The sequence below is a fragment of the Paenibacillus sp. S33 genome, from assembly GCF_053615415.1.
Window position 1 is genome coordinate 1,277,671 of record NZ_JBSIEZ010000001.1, and the last position, 16,919, is coordinate 1,294,589.

At 47.7% G+C, this 16,919-nt stretch carries 15 protein-coding genes; 7 read left to right on the plus strand and 8 right to left on the minus strand.

The features are described 5' to 3' along the window. Window positions 1-337: 337 nt before the first annotated feature. Genes chvE through mmsB form a run of 3 tightly spaced genes read left to right on the plus strand, consistent with a single transcriptional unit; the run spans window position 338 to window position 4,153 of the window. The gene (gene chvE, locus ACWGXJ_RS05945; RefSeq protein WP_452566388.1) at window positions 338-1,423 is read left to right on the plus strand and encodes a multiple monosaccharide ABC transporter substrate-binding protein; all 1,086 of its coding nucleotides are present in this window, start codon (window positions 338-340) and stop codon (window positions 1,421-1,423) included. 32 nt (window positions 1,424-1,455) lie between these two features. Then, a complete protein-coding gene (mmsA, locus tag ACWGXJ_RS05950; RefSeq protein ID WP_322173364.1) occupies window positions 1,456-3,006 on the plus strand; it encodes a multiple monosaccharide ABC transporter ATP-binding protein in 1,551 nt (516 codons plus the stop codon). Next, window positions 2,990-4,153, plus strand: coding sequence for a multiple monosaccharide ABC transporter permease (gene mmsB, locus ACWGXJ_RS05955; protein ID WP_023987351.1), 1,164 nt, complete (start codon window positions 2,990-2,992; stop codon window positions 4,151-4,153). The genes mmsA and mmsB overlap by 17 nt, the downstream gene beginning before the upstream one ends. 97 nt (window positions 4,154-4,250) lie before the next feature. Here mmsB and ACWGXJ_RS05960 read toward each other — a convergent pair whose 3' ends face one another. Next, complete coding sequence (locus ACWGXJ_RS05960; protein WP_452566389.1) at window positions 4,251-5,150, minus strand: SDR family oxidoreductase; 900 nt, start codon at window positions 5,148-5,150, stop codon at window positions 4,251-4,253. 76 nt (window positions 5,151-5,226) lie between these two features. Then, a complete protein-coding gene (locus tag ACWGXJ_RS05965) occupies window positions 5,227-5,979 on the minus strand; it encodes an MBL fold metallo-hydrolase (protein ID WP_452566390.1) in 753 nt (250 codons plus the stop codon). Between the two features lie 158 nt (window positions 5,980-6,137). Here ACWGXJ_RS05965 and ACWGXJ_RS05970 point away from each other — a divergent pair, with 158 nt between their 5' ends. Beyond that, window positions 6,138-6,563 carry an Lrp/AsnC family transcriptional regulator gene (locus ACWGXJ_RS05970; RefSeq protein WP_025720601.1) on the plus strand — a complete coding sequence of 142 codons (426 nt, stop codon included), beginning with the start codon at window positions 6,138-6,140 and terminating at the stop codon, window positions 6,561-6,563. Window positions 6,564-6,628: 65 nt separating this feature from the next. Here the strand turns inward: ACWGXJ_RS05970 and ACWGXJ_RS05975 are convergent, their stop codons facing one another. Then, window positions 6,629-7,141 carry a GNAT family N-acetyltransferase gene (locus ACWGXJ_RS05975; RefSeq protein WP_452567871.1) on the minus strand — a complete coding sequence of 171 codons (513 nt, stop codon included), beginning with the start codon at window positions 7,139-7,141 and terminating at the stop codon, window positions 6,629-6,631. 133 nt (window positions 7,142-7,274) lie between these two features. Here ACWGXJ_RS05975 and ACWGXJ_RS05980 point away from each other — a divergent pair, with 133 nt between their 5' ends. After that, on the plus strand, window positions 7,275-8,201 hold the full coding sequence (locus ACWGXJ_RS05980; protein ID WP_452566391.1) for an EcsC family protein: 927 nt from the start codon (window positions 7,275-7,277) through the stop codon (window positions 8,199-8,201). 50 nt (window positions 8,202-8,251) lie between these two features. On the opposite strand, the gene ACWGXJ_RS05985 is transcribed toward ACWGXJ_RS05980, so the two are convergent. After that, window positions 8,252-9,520: an MFS transporter gene (locus ACWGXJ_RS05985; RefSeq protein WP_452566392.1), complete on the minus strand. Its 1,269-nt coding sequence runs from the start codon at window positions 9,518-9,520 to the stop codon at window positions 8,252-8,254. 357 nt (window positions 9,521-9,877) lie between these two features. Here ACWGXJ_RS05985 and ACWGXJ_RS05990 point away from each other — a divergent pair, with 357 nt between their 5' ends. Both ACWGXJ_RS05990 and ACWGXJ_RS05995 read left to right on the plus strand, forming a co-directional pair. Next, window positions 9,878-11,869 carry a stalk domain-containing protein gene (locus ACWGXJ_RS05990; protein ID WP_452566393.1) on the plus strand — a complete coding sequence of 664 codons (1,992 nt, stop codon included), beginning with the start codon at window positions 9,878-9,880 and terminating at the stop codon, window positions 11,867-11,869. 210 nt (window positions 11,870-12,079) lie between these two features. After that, entirely contained in the window at window positions 12,080-13,849 is a 1,770-nt protein-coding gene (locus ACWGXJ_RS05995; protein WP_452567872.1) for a phosphatase PAP2 family protein, read from the plus strand. Window positions 13,850-13,974: 125 nt separating this feature from the next. On the opposite strand, the gene queF is transcribed toward ACWGXJ_RS05995, so the two are convergent. The 4 genes from queF to queC form a co-directional block, all read right to left on the minus strand. Continuing rightward, window positions 13,975-14,472 carry a preQ(1) synthase gene (gene queF, locus ACWGXJ_RS06000; protein WP_013309106.1) on the minus strand — a complete coding sequence of 166 codons (498 nt, stop codon included), beginning with the start codon at window positions 14,470-14,472 and terminating at the stop codon, window positions 13,975-13,977. Window positions 14,473-14,892: 420 nt separating this feature from the next. After that, window positions 14,893-15,756 (minus strand): 7-carboxy-7-deazaguanine synthase QueE, encoded by an 864-nt coding sequence (gene queE, locus ACWGXJ_RS06005; RefSeq protein WP_452566394.1) that lies wholly within the window; start codon window positions 15,754-15,756, stop codon window positions 14,893-14,895. Continuing rightward, on the minus strand, window positions 15,749-16,240 hold the full coding sequence (gene queD, locus ACWGXJ_RS06010) for a 6-carboxytetrahydropterin synthase QueD (protein WP_452566395.1): 492 nt from the start codon (window positions 16,238-16,240) through the stop codon (window positions 15,749-15,751). The genes queE and queD overlap by 8 nt, the downstream gene beginning before the upstream one ends. After that, entirely contained in the window at window positions 16,233-16,916 is a 684-nt protein-coding gene (gene queC, locus ACWGXJ_RS06015; RefSeq protein WP_254326568.1) for a 7-cyano-7-deazaguanine synthase QueC, read from the minus strand. The genes queD and queC overlap by 8 nt, the downstream gene beginning before the upstream one ends. Between the last annotated feature and the right edge of the window lie 3 nt (window positions 16,917-16,919).

Genomic DNA, 16,919 nt, shown 5'->3' on the forward strand with positions numbered 1-16,919 from the left:
AAACTGGAGCTACCCTTTTTTTTCTGTTTTTAAGCGTCCCGTATAGCGAAAAATTATAAAGTGGAAGTTGTTTTAATTTATTTACAAGCCATATTACTTAGTCAATGAGTTTCATTTTATCTCCTCCAACTTCTGCCTCTCACACAAAGGTTAAAATTTTATAAAAAAAGTTCAAAACCAGCAAAGACCTTTCCCGGCCTGGAATGATACCATGTGTTTGCACATAAAAAAAGGAGAGGTACTCGTTGCCTCACTTATGTAAGCGCTATCTAATTTCAACTCTAATCAGCACTTACCTTCAAATGACCTGCATCACATGAGGAAAGGGGAACTTCATATGAAAAAAGGAGCTGTTGTCGTATGGCTTCTGGTTTTGGCCCTGATGCTTTCGGCCTGTAATTTGGCGGAGAGTGGAACGGGTAGCAAGGAAAAAGGCTATGTGGGCATTTCCATGCCGACCAAATCGTCCGAGCGTTGGGTAGGGGACGGAGAGAATATGGTCCGGTTGTTTCAGGAGCAAGGCTATAAAACGGATTTACAGTACGCCGAGGACGTGGTGGAAAACCAAATCTCCCAAATCGAAAATATGATCACCAAGGGCGTCAATGTTATGGTGATCGCTTCGGTCGACGGAAACACGCTGACGGATGTAATTCAGAAGGCACACGACCGAGGCATTCAGGTCATTTCTTACGACCGTCTGATTCGCAACACACCTTATCTGACGTATTATGCGACCTTCGATAACTTTAAGGTGGGCGTGCTACAGGCAGCGTATATTGAGAAAAAGTTGGGACTCAAGGAAGGTAGAGGACCTTTCAATATCGAGCTGTTCGGTGGTTCACCGGATGATAATAACGCCTATTTCTTCTTTAATGGTGCGATGTCCGTACTGAAACCTTATATTGATTCCGGCAAACTGGTCGTGCGCAGCAAGCAGATGACGATGGCGCAGATCGCTACACTGCGGTGGGATGGAGCATTGGCCCAGTCGCGGATGGACAATCTGCTGAGTGCCTACTATTCAGGGGCCAATCTGGATGCGGTACTCTCCCCGTATGATGGCATTAGCATCGGTATCATTTCATCCCTCAAAGGGGTCGGATACGGAACAGCGAACAAGCCGCTGCCGATCATTACCGGACAGGATGCGGAGCTGGCTTCGATCAAATCCATTGTGGCTGGAGAGCAGACCCAAACTATATTTAAGGATACCCGCAAGCTGGCTGAGCAAACGGTCGTGATGGCCAACAGCATTTTACAGGGCAAGCAAGCGGAAGTGAATGATGTTAAATCCTATAACAACGGTAAAAAGGTCATTCCTGCCTACTTGCTTGATCCAATCTCGGTGGATCGGACGAATGTGGAAAAGGATATTGTCGGCAGTCACTATTACACCAAAGAGCAAATCGGACTGAAATAAGAGTAAGAATCCAACCGAAAGGAGCGTATCCCATGACTGGAATCATTTTGGAAATGAAGGGAATTACCAAAACCTTTCCCGGCGTGAAGGCATTGGAAAATGTAAATCTCAAGGTCAAGGAAGGCGAAATCCATTCCCTGTGCGGTGAGAACGGTGCGGGCAAATCGACGCTGATGAAGGTACTAAGCGGTGTATATCCGCATGGAACCTATGAAGGGGATATTGTTTTCCAGGGCAAAACGTGTGAGTTCAAGGATATCAAGCAGAGCGAGGAATTGGGCATTGTCATTATCCATCAGGAGCTGGCGCTGATTCCGTATCTCTCGATTGCTGAAAATATTTATCTGGGCAACGAACGCGCCAGTGGCGGTGTGATTGATTGGAAAGAGACTTTTGTGGGTACACGCGATCTGCTGTCCAAGGTCGGTTTGAGTGAGAATCCCAATACATTAGTTACGAACATCGGGGTCGGGAAGCAACAACTGGTCGAAATTGCGAAAGCGCTCTCTAAAAAGGTGAAGCTGCTTATTCTCGATGAACCGACAGCAGCGTTGAATGAGGATGATAGTGAAAATCTGCTTAATTTGATGCTGGAATTTAAAAAGCAGGGCATTTCCTGCATTCTCATCTCCCACAAGCTGAATGAAGTCGCAAAGGTGTCGGATTCAATTACGATTTTGCGGGATGGGAAGACGATTGAGACACTGGATATGAAAAAGGATGAGGTCACGGAGGATCGGATCATTAGCGGGATGGTTGGACGTGATCTGACCAGCCGTTATCCAGAGCGTCATGCCGAGATTGGCAAAGTCGTTTTGGAAGTGAAGGATTGGACGGTGTATCACGAGCATCATGCAGACCGCAAGGTGCTGGATCAGGTGAATTTGAACATTCGTTGCGGTGAAATTGTCGGTATTGCCGGGCTGATGGGGGCGGGACGGACCGAGCTGGCGATGAGCATTTTTGGCAAGTCGTACGGACGCAACATTTCCGGTCAGCTGATTAAAGACGGCAAGCCGATCCAGAACAACACGGTTACGGACGCGATCAACAACGGCTTTGCCTATGTAACGGAGGATCGCAAGGAGTATGGCCTCATTCTAATGGATGATATCAAGCGTAATATTTCGTTGACCGGCCTGAACAAGCTGACGAAGGGCGCTGTCGTCAATGAGCAGGAGGAAGTCGTCGTTGCAGAGGAAATGAAAAAAAGCATGAACATCAAAGCGCCGAGCATTTTACAGAAAACGGGTAATCTGAGTGGCGGCAATCAGCAGAAGGTGGTGCTGAGCAAATGGATTTTTGCCGGGCCGGATATTCTGATTCTGGATGAACCGACACGCGGCATTGATGTGGGCGCCAAATATGAAATTTACACGATTATTCATCGACTTGCCGCTGAAGGCAAGGGAGTGCTGGTCATTTCGTCCGAGCTGCCAGAGGTACTAGGCTTGTGTGACCGGATTTATGTCATGAATGCTGGGCGGATCACTGGAGAGGTTAGCCGTGAGGACGCGTCGCAGGAAACGTTGATGAGATATATGACCAAGTCAGGAGGCGTGAAGCATGGAAACCATAACTAAACTATTTAAAAATAACATTCGCCAATATGGCATGATGATTGCGCTGGTCGTCATTATGATTTTGTTCGAGGTGCTGACGGGCGGCCTGCTGTTGAAGCCGATTAATATTACCAATCTGATTCTGCAAAACAGCTACATTCTCGTGCTGGCCATCGGGATGGTGCTGGTTATCATCACTGGGCATATAGATTTGTCCGTCGGCTCCATAGCCGCTTTTGTCGGTGCGGTTGCCGCCATAATGATGGTCGACTGGCAGCTTCCAGCATGGATCGCTGTGATTGCATCTTTGCTGGTCGGGGCGTTAATCGGCGCATGGCAAGGGTTCTGGGTCGCTTATGTACGGATTCCGGCATTTATCGTTACATTGGCGGGAATGCTGCTCTTTCGCGGATTGACCATGATCGTGCTCGAAGGCCAATCGATCTCTCCATTTCCGGGGGGATTCCAGAAAATCAGTTCAGGCTTCCTGCCGGATTTTTCATCTACCGGTTATAACCTGGTATCCATCATTGTCGGTATTGCACTCACGGTATGGTTTATCGTGAACGAACTTCGCGAACGCCGTTCTCAGCTTAAATATGGATTTGAGGTTCCGTCACAAACGTTATTTGTACTCAAGTTGATTGTGGTAGCTGCTGTCATCAATTTGTTCACCTTCATGCTCGCGAGCTACGCGGGGATACCTAACATTCTCGTGCTGCTGTTCATACTGATCGTTGTATACTCCTTCGTCATGAACCGCACGATTATGGGCCGTCATGTGTATGCGTTGGGTGGAAATGAAAAGGCAGCGGGTCTGTCCGGTGTCAAAACGAAAAAAGTAACGTTCTGGGTATTCGTCAATATGGGCGTGCTGGCCGCCATTTCCGGTCTGATCTTTGCTGCACGTCTGAACGCGGCTACGCCGAGAGCAGGTACGAACTTTGAGCTGGATGCCATCGCGGCTTGCTTTATCGGCGGTGCTTCGGCATCCGGCGGGATCGGAACCGTTTTTGGAGCCATTATCGGCGGTTTGGTCATGGGCGTACTGAATAACGGTATGTCTCTGATTGGTCTGGGTATTGACTGGCAGCAAGGCATCAAGGGCTTAGTACTTCTGCTGGCAGTTGCCTTCGATATTTACAACAAAAACAAAAGATCGGCTTAAGCTCAGATTCGATATCGTAAAACAAGACACCTCCAGTCCCACTTAAAATGTGGATGTTGGAGGTGTCTTGTTTGTTAGGTCTTGTCAGCCAACGCAACTAATCCGTCACCATTTGTCCGCCATTGACATGCAGCGTTTGCCCTGTAATGTAGGAACCATCATCCGAAGCCAGCAGCACATAGGCGGGGGCCAATTCATAAGGCTGCCCGGCACGCTTCATCGGCGTATTGGTGCCAAAGGTGCGGATCGCTTCGGGCGACTGTGTCACGGCATTCAGCGGAGTCCAGATCGGGCCGGGAGCAATGGCGTTCACGCGGATGCACTGATCGACCAGATTATTAGCCAGAGCGCGGGTGAAGCTGACAATGGCTCCTTTGGTAGCTGAATAGTCGATCAGATTTTTTTGACCAACATAGGCTGTAACCGATGCCGTATTGACGATGCTGGCCCCAGCCCGCATATACGGCAAGGCTTCTGTAGTCATATGGAAGAAGGAAATAATATTCGTATCAAACGTATCACGAAGCTGCTGTTCGCTGATATCCAGATACGATTCGCGCACAAACTGAACACCCAGGTTGTTAATCAGAATGTCAATCCGACCGAAGGTTTCCATCGTTTTTTGAACAACCAGACAGCAGTTGCTTTTTAGCCTTAGATCGCCTGGAATTAACAAACAACGTCTGCCGAGCTTATGAATGACATCACGGGTTTCCATAGCATCTCGATGCTCATCGAGATAGGCAATGACCACATCGGCCCCTTCTTTGGCAAAAGCCACAGCAACCGCACGACCAATACCGCTGTCTCCGCCGCTAATAATAGCCACCCGATCCAGAAGCTTTCCGGTGCCGATATACTTTGGATTATCATAAATAGGGCGTGGAACCATCAGGTATTCCAACCCCGGCTGTCTATACTGATACTGGGGAGGAAAAGCTATCGGAACTTCTTTACATTGGGTTTCTGTACCATAATAAGGATATTGCCAATTCATTGATAATCCCTTCTTTAGGCGTTTTGAAATCCAATATATTCAAAATGGGCGCAAGCGGTGACTCGGGATTATCGCCTTATGCCGAAATCGTCGCTCCATCTGCTGGAATATGGACACGTCCCTCCAAACCTTCACGGTTGATGTGTTCCGTAAGCTCGGAGCGAGTTAGTAAACAATGGTTGATTGCTTCCATATGGACAGCCACGATTTGTGTGTAAGAGGCATGCTGCGCAACAGCCGTTACATCCTGGGCATTCATAATAATGGGATCACCCACCGTAAATCGAGCTCCTCCAGCGTTCACGATCGTCCAGTCAGGGCGGTATTTATCCAGTGTCTCCGCGACTTCACTGCACCAGATCGTATCCCCGGCCAAATAGACGACAGGTTCACCTGGTGCCTGAAACACAAAGCCGGATACGGGTCCCATCTGTTCCCCGATTTCTCCGGTGCCGTGATGCCCGGTAGTACGGATGATCTCAATTTCTCCCACGGAGCCAGCCACCGAAATCGGAGTAACCTGTGTAAAACCGTCAGCAGTAATTTGTTCTTCATTTCCGGGCTGGCAGAAGACGGGAAGTTGTTTGTCCAACCAGCGTACTGCTGCCGGGTCCCAATGATCGGGATGCAAATGTGTGACGATCACAACATCAGGCTGTCCGAGTGCCTGCCATTGCGGCGGCAAGGGAACCAGCGGATTACGGCGGGCATTTTCCGTATTGGGAACCGACGGATTTGCGCCAGCATCACTCAACATCGGATCAATCAGAAATTTTACTCCAGCGTATTCGATCCATAAGGTTGCGTTGCGGATTAGTGTGATGTTCATCTATGGAAGCTCCTTTGGTAGTGAATGTTTTTGGACCGAGTGTATTTTCGGTGGTTCTTTGTTTCTGTTACAATCATATCTGACGCAAGGAGCTACAGGCTACGGCCTGCTGAAAGGAAAACCAGCATTATCGTTTCATCATGAAAGGAAAAATAACTATGGAACTATTCGTACCTGATGACACCGATCTGCGCATTCTTCATCATTTAATTGAAGACAGCTCTTTATCGCACAAGGAGATCGGTCAGCTTGTTCACTTGACGGGCCAAGCAGTAGGAGCGCGTGTTCGAAAAATGCAGGATGCGGGCATTATCGAGGGCTATACGCTGCGCTGGAACCCTGAGAAAATTGGACAGACGATTCATGCCTTTATTACGGTTTTTTTGAATTCAGGAACAACTCACAGTGCTTTCCAGGCTTTTGCACGGGAGCATCCCTATATTGTCGAAATCCATCGAGTGAGTGGGGAAGGCTGTTATTGGATGCGCTTGCGCATGTCATCACAGGCAGAGTTAAATACCATGCTGGATGAGCTTACGAAGTTTGGTAATTACAAATTGAGTTTTTCCATTGGTGAGATTTAACGATAAAAGCTTTCGGCGTTTGTGCCGAAAGCTTTTTTATTTGGGCGAGGGCTATGAGGTCAACGTTATAGGCTCATTTTAAAAATATGCTGCAATCCGTGTTGTCCCATTTTAGTGTTGCCTTCATCGATAAAGCCGCATTTGCGATACAGACTTTGGGCAGATAGATTACGGGCATTGACGCACAGTACAATCTCACGAATATGTGGGAAGTGTCTGGCGATGAACTGTGGTAGTAGAAGCAGCCCTTTCTTAGCGAATCCTTGTCCCTGATCTGCGTAATGAATAGAGAACGCGCGCAGCAGCAGTGCCTCAGAAGTATTCGTATAGTCCGCTAATTCATCTCCATCGTATAAAATGAAAAATCCAACGGGTCTTCTAGTAGCCGTAATCACGACAGGATGGCGGTGCGGATCTTCCTTGGCCTGTGTCAGCATTTCATCCGGCATTCCAGTAAACTGCTTCTGCTCCTCAGGCAAGTAGAAGGTATGTAAAATGGCATCATGTTCACAATGGTAAGGGACAAGCTCTACATTAGCAGTTGAAGAAGACTGTGAGGCGAATGTGGGATTATTCATCATTACACTCCGATCTGTATGGATTTTTAACTTTCTTTATCATCTAGTTTGCTAAAAAAAGAAACCTGAACTCGCCTTACTTACGTATTACCCATACATAAACTAGCATAGTCAAAAGGAGACGTCTACGGTTATGAAGCAGCTTACAGAATATCGGGAAAGCCAGGATGTATTGCGTCATGAGCTGAAGAATATTGAAAAATGGGAAAAGGAACAGAAGGACATTTTTTTCTGGGAAAAAATCGGTAGATGGCCTTTTATGCTGCTGGATCGGCTGACGCCCAAAATCATTAAAGACAAGCTAGAGCAAGTGCTTAATGAGATGGGTAGTTTCATTCAGAACGGCGGCAAATATTTGGTGAAGGAAGAAACGGTTCTGAACAGGCTGAAAAAGACGGCCCATGAACATGTAATTCAGCAAAATGGCGCAGATTCCGTGTCGGATACGCAGGACCTGCCTCGTGCCGGGGAAAACGCTGATTCGGAACATAGTGCCGAACCTAGGTGGGAGTTGAAGCAGGCGGCTGAGCTCCCGCTAACAATCATGGATCGGACTGCTGACGATATGACGTCGGCTCGTATTACCTTTGCTACCGCTCAGGGAGCAACAACGGGAATTGGCGGTGTGTTTACGATTGCGGCGGATATTCCTCTTTTGCTCGGCTTGTCACTCAAAGTGCTTCAGGAAATAGCCTTGTGTTATGGCTTTAATCCCCATGATAAGCAGGAACGCATTTTTATTATTAAATGTATGCAATTTGCTTCATCTGATATTGTGGGTAAAAAGGCTGTTTTAGAGGAGCTGGCTTTGTTCGATGATCCTTCACGTCAGGCACAGGTTTTTTCCCAGATGCAGGGATGGAGAGAGGTCATTAACACTTATCGTGACCAGTTTGGATGGAAAAAGCTGCTTCAAATGGTCCCGATTGCGGGTATTTTGTTTGGCTCCATTGCGAACCGAAGCGCTATTAGTGACGTAGCTGAAGCAGGGAAAATGCTGTATCGGAAGCGTCGGATTTTAATGCGTTTGGCAGAAGTAGAGAGTGAGGAGTTACGTTAGTTGGGTATAAAGGTGTGCAGCGGCCAAAATGGCCGCCACACGTTTGCCTGTTACACTTCGGCTCCATTTTCTTCCGCCCAACGGTTCAGGGTTTTATCTGTAGGAAGCAGGAAGGTTAAGATGCCGAGCAGTGGCAAAAAGCCGCACAGGAACATGATGTGAGTGATGCCTACCTTGTCGATCCAGTTGCCGAGCACGAGTGCTCCCACACCCCCAAGGCCAAAAGCGAGGCCCGTAATGAGACCGGACACGGTCCCGATTTTGCCGGGCACGAGCATCTGTGCATATACGACTGTGACCGAAAAGCTAGACAGCATAATAAATCCGATAATTGCCAGCAGGATTGCCGTCCAGAATTGGTTGGCATAAGGTAGTGCCAGTGCGAGTGGTGCAGCTAATACCATGGACAGAAAAATCATGTTGCGTTTACCAAAACGGTCCGCGAGCGGACCGCCAAAGAAGGTGCCCAGCGCTCCAGCCCCGAGGAACAGGAAAATGTAAAGCTGTGCATCAGCCAATGGCATTTTAAATACTTCCATCAGGTAAAACGAATAGTAGCTTCCGACCGAGGTCGAGTACCACGAACGGACGAATACCAGTAGAATGAGGACAATCATGGCAAACATAACGCGGTTACGCACTTCGGGCTTCATGCGGCGTGCCACCGCTTTTTTGCGTGCAATGCCTTCTGTACGTAGGACGTTACCGTACCAGCGGGCGATGAACGATTGCACCACAATTCCCGCTGCCGCAATACCTGTGAACCAGATCGCGCCAAATTGTCCTAAGGGAATAAAAATCCAGCTCGTGAGCATCGGCGCCAGCGATTGGCCCGCATTGCCGCCAACTTGAAAAATGGATTGTGCCAATCCCCGACGCGGCCCGGCCGCCATATGGGATACGCGCGAGCCTTCAGGGTGAAAGGCAGCCGAGCCCAGACCCACAAAAATGACTGCGATCAGCACCGCTTTATAATCGGCAGCATAGGCGAGCAACAGCATGCCAGTCAGCGTAAAGCCCATGCCGATGGGAAGGATAGCGGGCGTAGGCCGTTTGTCTGAAAACAAGCCAATCACAGGCTGCATGATTGAAGCTGTAAAATTGATCGCGAATGAAATCCAGCCGATTTGCGTGTAGTTCAGGCTCATAGATTCCTTTAAGATCGGAAAGATCGCTGGAATGACCGATTGAATCGAGTCATTGAACAGATGGACGAAACTGATCGCAATCAGTATCGCAAAAACGGTGCCTTTCACTTGTGGACCCGGGAGGGGGAGCGATCGGCCCGTTTCATTTTTTGTAGCAGATTTACTAGTCATGGCATCCTCCGAATATGTATGTATATTTTAAGATATAGGAAGCGATCCGTTTGCAGCAAATGGCTGAAAGTGGGATAAAGGCCACCTTTACTCATTACTGCTTGCCCATCCTGCTGGATACTCTTCATTGCTCCATTTAGTTAGAATTTCTAAAATGACATATCCGAATTCAAACATTTACCATCCTCAAAACCGATATATATGTGAGTATTTTGCATAAGTCCCAAGAGCGCTTTTCAAATCAGCAATATTGAGATCGAAGTGATCTAGTTCGTCTATATAATGTATTTTTGAGCGTTGGGAATGAAGTTATGCAAAATATTGATATTGAAATATAGATAGAAAAGGGGAACCACGATGAGAAAAGCAATGAAGATTTTGCTGGCAGTATCTTTGGTATGTGGAGCGGTGGTGGGAACTGCGTTAAACAATGGAGAAACAGCAGTAGCGGCAAATGTAACGACGAACAACACTTGGAAAAACGCTAAAATTATAGACGTGATCGACCGGAATAACTACATACTGGATGACGGTTCTTTATGGAGAAAGAGTATAGATGGCCCGGTTATTGAGAAATTGAATTTGAAAGGCATTACAGGCAGCAAAAACGAGAGCCAAGGTTATTATGGCTGGACTGAGGACGGGAAGGTAGCCATCTGGGATGATAACTCCGACCCAAAAGTGACGGCTCAATCCTCAGGAGTTAAAGAAATTACAGGTGAGGGTTTGGCTATTAAAACCGATGGGACGATCTCCTGGGGAAGAGAACAGGTTGAGGGAATATCGGATGCTATAGACGGTGATAAGGTAAGTACCTACTTTACGGTTCTTACTCGATCCGGTGATGTATGGTATTCCACAGGGTACGCAGAATCTAAGCCCCGCAAGATAGGTCATGTAGATGGTGCGCTTGATATCAAAATGAGTACGGCGTATGCTGCAGTGCTTAAGGAAGATGGCCATGTCACGATGCTGGATATGCTGACCAATGAACCACCGCGCGAAGTGGGAAGTGATATTGCTTCGATTTTATGGAAAAAAGGTACACATGTCTTGATTACTGTACATCATGACGGGACTGTATGGAGCTATGACCGAATGAAGAAATATCCAGCTGTGCAGCTTAGCGGGTTATCTAATGTTGCACGGTTGGTTGATTCGCCTGACGAGCTTTTTGCACAATTAAAGGATGGCTCTTGGGTTGGCTATAAGGACGGAATCACGACTGCGCTGAGCTTGCCTACATTAACGGGTATGTCCTTGTTGACGACCTCTAAAGAGGCTGCCATCGGCGATACGATTCAATTAAATGTACAAGAGACGTATTCGAACGGTTATCGACTAACACGTCATCCCGAAGCTAGTGAGATTGAAGTGGAGAAACCGCAGGTTGCCGAGCTACAGCAGAATGGTTCCGGTACACTCAAAGTAAGGGGCATTGGAAGCACATCCGTAGCTCTGCGGACCGAAGGAATACCATCTTCTTTTACACTAAAGGTTTCGTCCGATCAAACCTTGACCGGGGCGGCTATACTGAACGGTAATGTGTATTTGCCTGTGCAGTCTGTGTTCAAGACGCTGGGTGGATCTGTTACCGTGGTGAACCAGACCTTTACGATCAAGCTGGGTAAAAACAATATCGTACTCCAAAAAGGGAGTTCCACCGCAATGGTGAATGGTAAACCTGTTGCACTGAAGGGCAAGGTTCAAACGGTTAACGGACAGGTTGTATTCCCGGGAACATTACTGACCGATCTGAAGTTGGGCGGATTCAAATGGAATCGTGACCGCCAGCAAGGAGAATTATCTGTGGGCGCTACCAAGCTGGTCATTGAGACGCCGGAAACGGCAAAAATTATCAGAGCCATTGATCTGGGCAGTCTGTCCAAATTAATTGGCAAAACCTATTGGGTCAATAACTTCTATAGCGCTGGAGAGCGATTTGGCAAGGTAACAGTTAAAGATATCAAAGTCAGCACGGACCCGAATGGTGTTAAATCTTACGAAGTTATTTTCCAGGGGGCCAATGGCGAAACTTATGACACGTTTTCCATCATCGGAGCTTCACGCATTCCACAAATGCTGTCTGATTCCGATCAATTTCTGACTTACGATCCGTACAAGAAATACCAATGGTCGCAAGCCATCTGGAACAAGATTAAAAATAATGAGATAAGCTTGGGCATGAATACGACGCAGGTGCAGTTCGCATGGGGAAACCCAACAGTCAAAGAAAAGGGGGCTGCTTCAAACGGAACTCAAGTCGAAGCCTGGGTATACGGCAACCGTAGTCTTTATTTCAAGGCGGTAGCTTTCGTGAATGGCAAAGTCATAGAAGTATGGCTGTAGGGTAGCTGGTTTTTCTATAACGGTTTGAACGAGGTGTCTCCAGAGTCGTATATACGGCTCTTGGGATGCCTTTTTTTCATTTAACAAAACTAAGCTCTTGATTTAACAAACTTAAGATATGATTCTTTATGTCATACATCTTGTTATATAGATAATAGCTCCGTAGAGAAAGCATAAAGAGCACAAGAGAAGAGAGGATCTGATTTGAGAATGAAATCGCTAAGGAAACCACTATCAGTTGCATTACTATCTTTACCATTACTTCTAGGTTCCCTGGGTGGAAGTTATGCGAGTGCGGCAACCCTACCAACAACGGTAACTCCAACAGAACCGTCATGGGGATACTTCGTAGATCATTATAAAAATAATAGTTCTGCAAATAAGACGGAAAGCTCTAATCCGACTCTCGGATTGCTCTCCGAATTTAATAAGCTTTGGACTCCCGGTGCTACTTGGGATACAGGTACCAAGCAAAACAGCAGCGTGCTGGACGCCAATATTCAAAAAGTGATTGATATAGCTGCCCGTCGCACTTCTAGTGAGGCTGATGCAGCTTATTTGGATGATCGCAGAAACCAGAGCTACAGTGTGATCGACGGTCTGGGTTCGCTCACTGATGTATATCGAAAGAATGCAGGTGCCACGACAACGATCAACGACATTCCGGCAGATGCTCTGACTAAGAAATACGAAGATGAGGGAACGAATGCTGGGAGTACAAGCTCCAATCTCGGCAACATCGTAAATCTGGTAAATACCTTGCGCGGGGAATATTCTACGACGAACCCAGCTAAGTCTTATTTTAGCTACCCTCGCCCATTTCGCTGGAGCGATAACTCAGTAGTTGTTCCGAGCCTTATTCCCGCTCTCAAAGCTGATGCTACTAGCGATGGCGGCTTTCCTAGCGGTCATACCAATGCTGCGTATCTCAGTTCTATTGCTATGGCCTACGCCGTGCCGGAGCGTTATCAAGAACTGCTGACGCGAGCTTCGGAGCTGGGCAATAACCGTGTTGTTGCTGGTATGCATTCACCGCTTGATGTTATGGGAGGGCGTGTCATGGCAACGGCGATGGCGGCTGCTATCCTGTCTGATCCAGCCAATAGCAGCTTGAAGAAAGCCGCTTATCAGGATGCTCGTAAACAACTGCTATCTCAAAAAGGTACAGCTCCAGATCGGTTCAGCAATTATGCCACAAACAAAAAAAATTATAATCAACGATTAACATACGGATTCAGTCAGGTTAATCCAACTACGACGCCAATGACAGTGCCTAAGGGAGCTGAGGTACTATTGGAGACACGCTTGCCTTACCTGGATAGCACACAACGTCGTTGGGTTTTGGCTACCACGGGGATTCCTTCCGGCTATCCTGTACTTGATGATGCTGAGGGATGGGGACGATTGAACTTGTTTTCCGCTGCGGATGGCTACGGTGCTTTCGCCAATAATGTGACGGTGAATATGGACGCTTCCAAAGGCGGTTTCAATGCATTGGATCGCTGGCGCAATAATATCTCTGGTGTTGGAAAGCTGACTAAAAAGGGAACAGGTACGTTGAAGCTAATGGGTAACAATACGTATTCCGGCGGTACACAGATCGACCAAGGTACTTTGGAGGGAACTTCGGAAACGGCTTTCGGAAGTGGTGGAATTACGAATAACGGGGGAACTCTTCTTAAAAATGCTTCTGGAAAGCTGATTATTGGCGGAAATTACAGACAATCTGCCAAGGGAACACTTGAGCTTAACCTGCGCAGTAAAAATGATGTACTCAAAACGAGGGGAACAGCTATACTCAACGGAAAATTACGTCTGAATTTTTCTAACAAATATGTACCGGCTAATGGTGCTACGATCTTAACTTATGCTAAACGGAATGGAGCATTTTCTTCGATTGAAACGGTAGGTTTACCAAGCAATTATAAAGTGAAGGTTATCTATACAGCTGACAGTGCTCAGTTGAAAGTCACTAAGTAAAACATAATTAGCTCGCTATATAACAATTGAAGTGCACCTTTAAAATACATGGGGATAAACCAGAAGGTTATCCCAACGTGTATTCTAGGGGTGCACTTTATTGTTTAAGGATAGGGAGTATTAGCTTAACGGTTATCGATCTTTTCCGGGTACATATCATGGTTCATCATGCGGTGCTCCGCTATCTGTTCATACTTCGTTCCTGGCTTGCCGTAGTTGGTATACGGGTCGATAGAGATGCCACCGCGTGGCGTGAATTTGCCCCATACTTCAATGTAGCGAGGGTCCATCAGCTTAATCAAGTCATTCATGATGATATTGACGCAGTCTTCATGGAAATCGCCGTGGTTACGGAAGCTGAACAGGTACAGCTTAAGGGATTTGCTTTCTACCATTTTAATATCAGGGATGTAGCTGATGTAGATGGTTGCAAAATCAGGCTGTCCTGTAATCGGGCACAGGCTGGTGAACTCCGGGCAATTGAACTTTACAAAATAATCCCGATACGGATGTTTATTATCAAAGCTTTCGAGAATGGCGGGATCATAGGCAAAAGTGTATTGTGTGCCTTGATTGCCAAGTAGGGTAACGTCGGTCATTTCTTCGGGTGTTCTTCCGGTCATATGGATGAGGCTCCTTAAAGTAAGTTTGGTTTGGAAAAGAGATAGGGAGTTATGGTGGTGGGGAGGTCGCTCCGCGAAGGATTTGATCTTCCGATCGCTGTTGAAATGGGATTCTTTCTGATAAGACGAAAGATATAGGTTAGAATCCCATTTCAAAGGCGAACGCTATCGCTTCTCCAGCTTCAATTCCTCCGCTTCGCTGCCGACCGCCGTCAACACCATAAAGTCCCTACCCGTTTACATATTGGTTGGGGCAGAAGTGAATAATGCTCGCTCCTATATGAAAGGAGCGTTATTTTGCGAGAACCCCCGCCCTCACGGACGAGGGTTTCTCTTTTGGATGTCGAGGATGTACTTCGACTAATTTGGCGTAACTTGTGTATCACATACAGCTCATACGGAATATATTACATATAAGTGTTATACGCCGCGTTTGTTGCCCCATACGAGGGTGTGGAGCTGTGGGAGTACTCTTACGTCGTTTAGTCGGGAATCGTCCATGACACGGTCGATAAGCCATTCATAACGATGGAGAAGGGACTCCGCAATTTGTCCGGTGTTCTCCGTGTTCACATCTGGATTACCCGTCTGGAGGAACAGCGGTACGTGTGGATAGCGCTCGTGAACGGTGCGGGCGTAGGCAAGATCGGTGTCATCGAAGATGACGACCTTCAAGCTGCAAGCTCCGGTATAGAGCCGCGCAGAATCATTAGCGGGTTCCTTCAAGCCTGTTGCGGTTGGGACGTTGGACGTAGCTCGGGACTCGCCAGCCATCTTCCGGTTTGACAGACGGGCGACGATATCATCCAGCACGCTCCAGTTGGTCGTCATACCCGAGCTGGGTGGCTTCGGGGATAGGGTTACCTCATCGATATCGTACAGCCATTCCTGCCAGCGGGAGCCTTGTGTTTCGACAGCGGTGGCAATGCCTTGGCTGCGTAGCAGGGTGATTAGCTCCCCAAGCTGCGGTAGCAGGGCAGGATTGCCTCCAGAAAGGGTCACATGCGAAAACCGTTCGCCACCGATGGCCTTCAGCTCCTGCCAAATGTCTGTGGCACTCAGACGACGGATTTGATCCTTGGCGCTGCCGTCCCAGGTAAAGGCGGAGTCACACCACGAGCAATGGTAATCGCAGCCTGCGGTACGAACAAACATTGTTTTACGACCAATGACCATCCCTTCGCCCTGAACGGTGGGACCAAACACCTCCAGTACGGGAATAGGGGCTATTTGGGTCCCGTGGGAGGCTATCATGGGTTGGTGAGTAGTCAAGGTATTACTCATCGAGCATCCACTCCCGTCGGAACTCGGCGTAGCTGGTAGGTGTCTCGAACAACCGTACAAACTCGGTACGTCCACCTTCGACACGGTTGCAGTATGCATCCGAGGTCAAGGCTGACTCCATTTGTTCAAAGATCCAGACGACCATATTTTCCGCCGTTGTATTCATTGGAGGAAGCGTCTCATTCAAGTAACGATGGTCCAGAAAAGGCTCAATCCGCTCTTTCCAGATCGTTTTGATGTCACCAAAATCCAGCGTTAGACCCGTTTCGCCCGGTATACCGCTTATGCCAAAAACGACGATATAGGTATGACCGTGCAGATTTTTGCATTTGCCTTCGTAGCAGTGCAAATGATGTGCTGCATCGAATGTAAATTGTTTGCTGACCAATACACGTTTGCGGTGATAACGCAGCTGAGAGTGATTAATGTCTGTCCCGAACTGCTGGAGCTTGTCGACAATGCGAAAGGTACCTGGCTCACGCATGACCTTCAACTCCTTGGGAGGAAGCTCCGCGCATCGCGAGATATTGCTCGAGTCCAGCACGGCGAAGTTTGCAAGCAGGGCATTCGCCACAGCCGTCGCCAATGACGCCGTTATAGCACGTTAGTGTACGTGTTCTTACAAATTCAAAAGCTTTCAGCTCATCGGCCATATGCCAGGTTTCGGCCTTGTTCAGCCACATGAGCGGGGTATGAATCACAAAGGGATAGTCCATCGAAAGGTTCAGTGTGACGTTCAGCGATTTGATAAAAGAATCCCGGCAATCGGGATAGCCGCTGAAATCCGTCTCACAAACGCCTGTAATCAAGTGGCGCGCTCCTTTTTGCTTGGCGAGAACTCCCGCGAAGCTCAGGAACAGAAGGTTGCGACCGTCTACAAAGGTGCTAGGCAGTTCGCCTTCCTGTTGTGTAATGTCAATGTCGGTGCGTGTGAGGGCATTAGGGGCTAGTTGATTAAGCAGGCTCATATCCAGTACCGTTTGTGGAACACCTAGTTCACGGGCGATTCCAGCGGCTACTTCGATTTCCTGCTTGTGGCGTTGACCGTAATCGAACGTCACGGTTTCTACTTCAGCAAAATGTTTTTTTGCCCAAAATAAACAGGTTGTGCTGTCTTGGCCGCCGCTGAATACGACGACTGCTTTTTCGTTTGCAAACATAAA

Excerpts from the sequence above, each read along its gene's own strand:
- queC (WP_254326568.1), bottom strand. The coding sequence starts at position 16,916 with ATGTTTGCAAACGAAAAAGCAGTCGTCGTATTCAGCGGCGGCCAAGAC.
- ACWGXJ_RS05995 (WP_452567872.1), top strand. The coding sequence starts at position 12,080 with ATGAAATCGCTAAGGAAACCACTATCAGTTGCATTACTATCTTTACCA.
- chvE (WP_452566388.1), top strand. The coding sequence starts at position 338 with ATGAAAAAAGGAGCTGTTGTCGTATGGCTTCTGGTTTTGGCCCTGATG.
- ACWGXJ_RS05975 (WP_452567871.1), bottom strand. The coding sequence starts at position 7,141 with ATGAATAATCCCACATTCGCCTCACAGTCTTCTTCAACTGCTAATGTA.
- queF (WP_013309106.1), bottom strand. The coding sequence starts at position 14,472 with ATGACCGGAAGAACACCCGAAGAAATGACCGACGTTACCCTACTTGGC.
- queD (WP_452566395.1), bottom strand. The coding sequence starts at position 16,240 with ATGCGTGAGCCAGGTACCTTTCGCATTGTCGACAAGCTCCAGCAGTTC.
- ACWGXJ_RS05980 (WP_452566391.1), top strand. The coding sequence starts at position 7,275 with ATGAAGCAGCTTACAGAATATCGGGAAAGCCAGGATGTATTGCGTCAT.
- ACWGXJ_RS05965 (WP_452566390.1), bottom strand. The coding sequence starts at position 5,979 with ATGAACATCACACTAATCCGCAACGCAACCTTATGGATCGAATACGCT.
- mmsA (WP_322173364.1), top strand. The coding sequence starts at position 1,456 with ATGACTGGAATCATTTTGGAAATGAAGGGAATTACCAAAACCTTTCCC.
- ACWGXJ_RS05970 (WP_025720601.1), top strand. The coding sequence starts at position 6,138 with ATGGAACTATTCGTACCTGATGACACCGATCTGCGCATTCTTCATCAT.
- queE (WP_452566394.1), bottom strand. The coding sequence starts at position 15,756 with ATGAGTAATACCTTGACTACTCACCAACCCATGATAGCCTCCCACGGG.
- mmsB (WP_023987351.1), top strand. The coding sequence starts at position 2,990 with ATGGAAACCATAACTAAACTATTTAAAAATAACATTCGCCAATATGGC.
- ACWGXJ_RS05960 (WP_452566389.1), bottom strand. The coding sequence starts at position 5,150 with ATGAATTGGCAATATCCTTATTATGGTACAGAAACCCAATGTAAAGAA.
- ACWGXJ_RS05990 (WP_452566393.1), top strand. The coding sequence starts at position 9,878 with ATGAGAAAAGCAATGAAGATTTTGCTGGCAGTATCTTTGGTATGTGGA.
- ACWGXJ_RS05985 (WP_452566392.1), bottom strand. The coding sequence starts at position 9,520 with ATGACTAGTAAATCTGCTACAAAAAATGAAACGGGCCGATCGCTCCCC.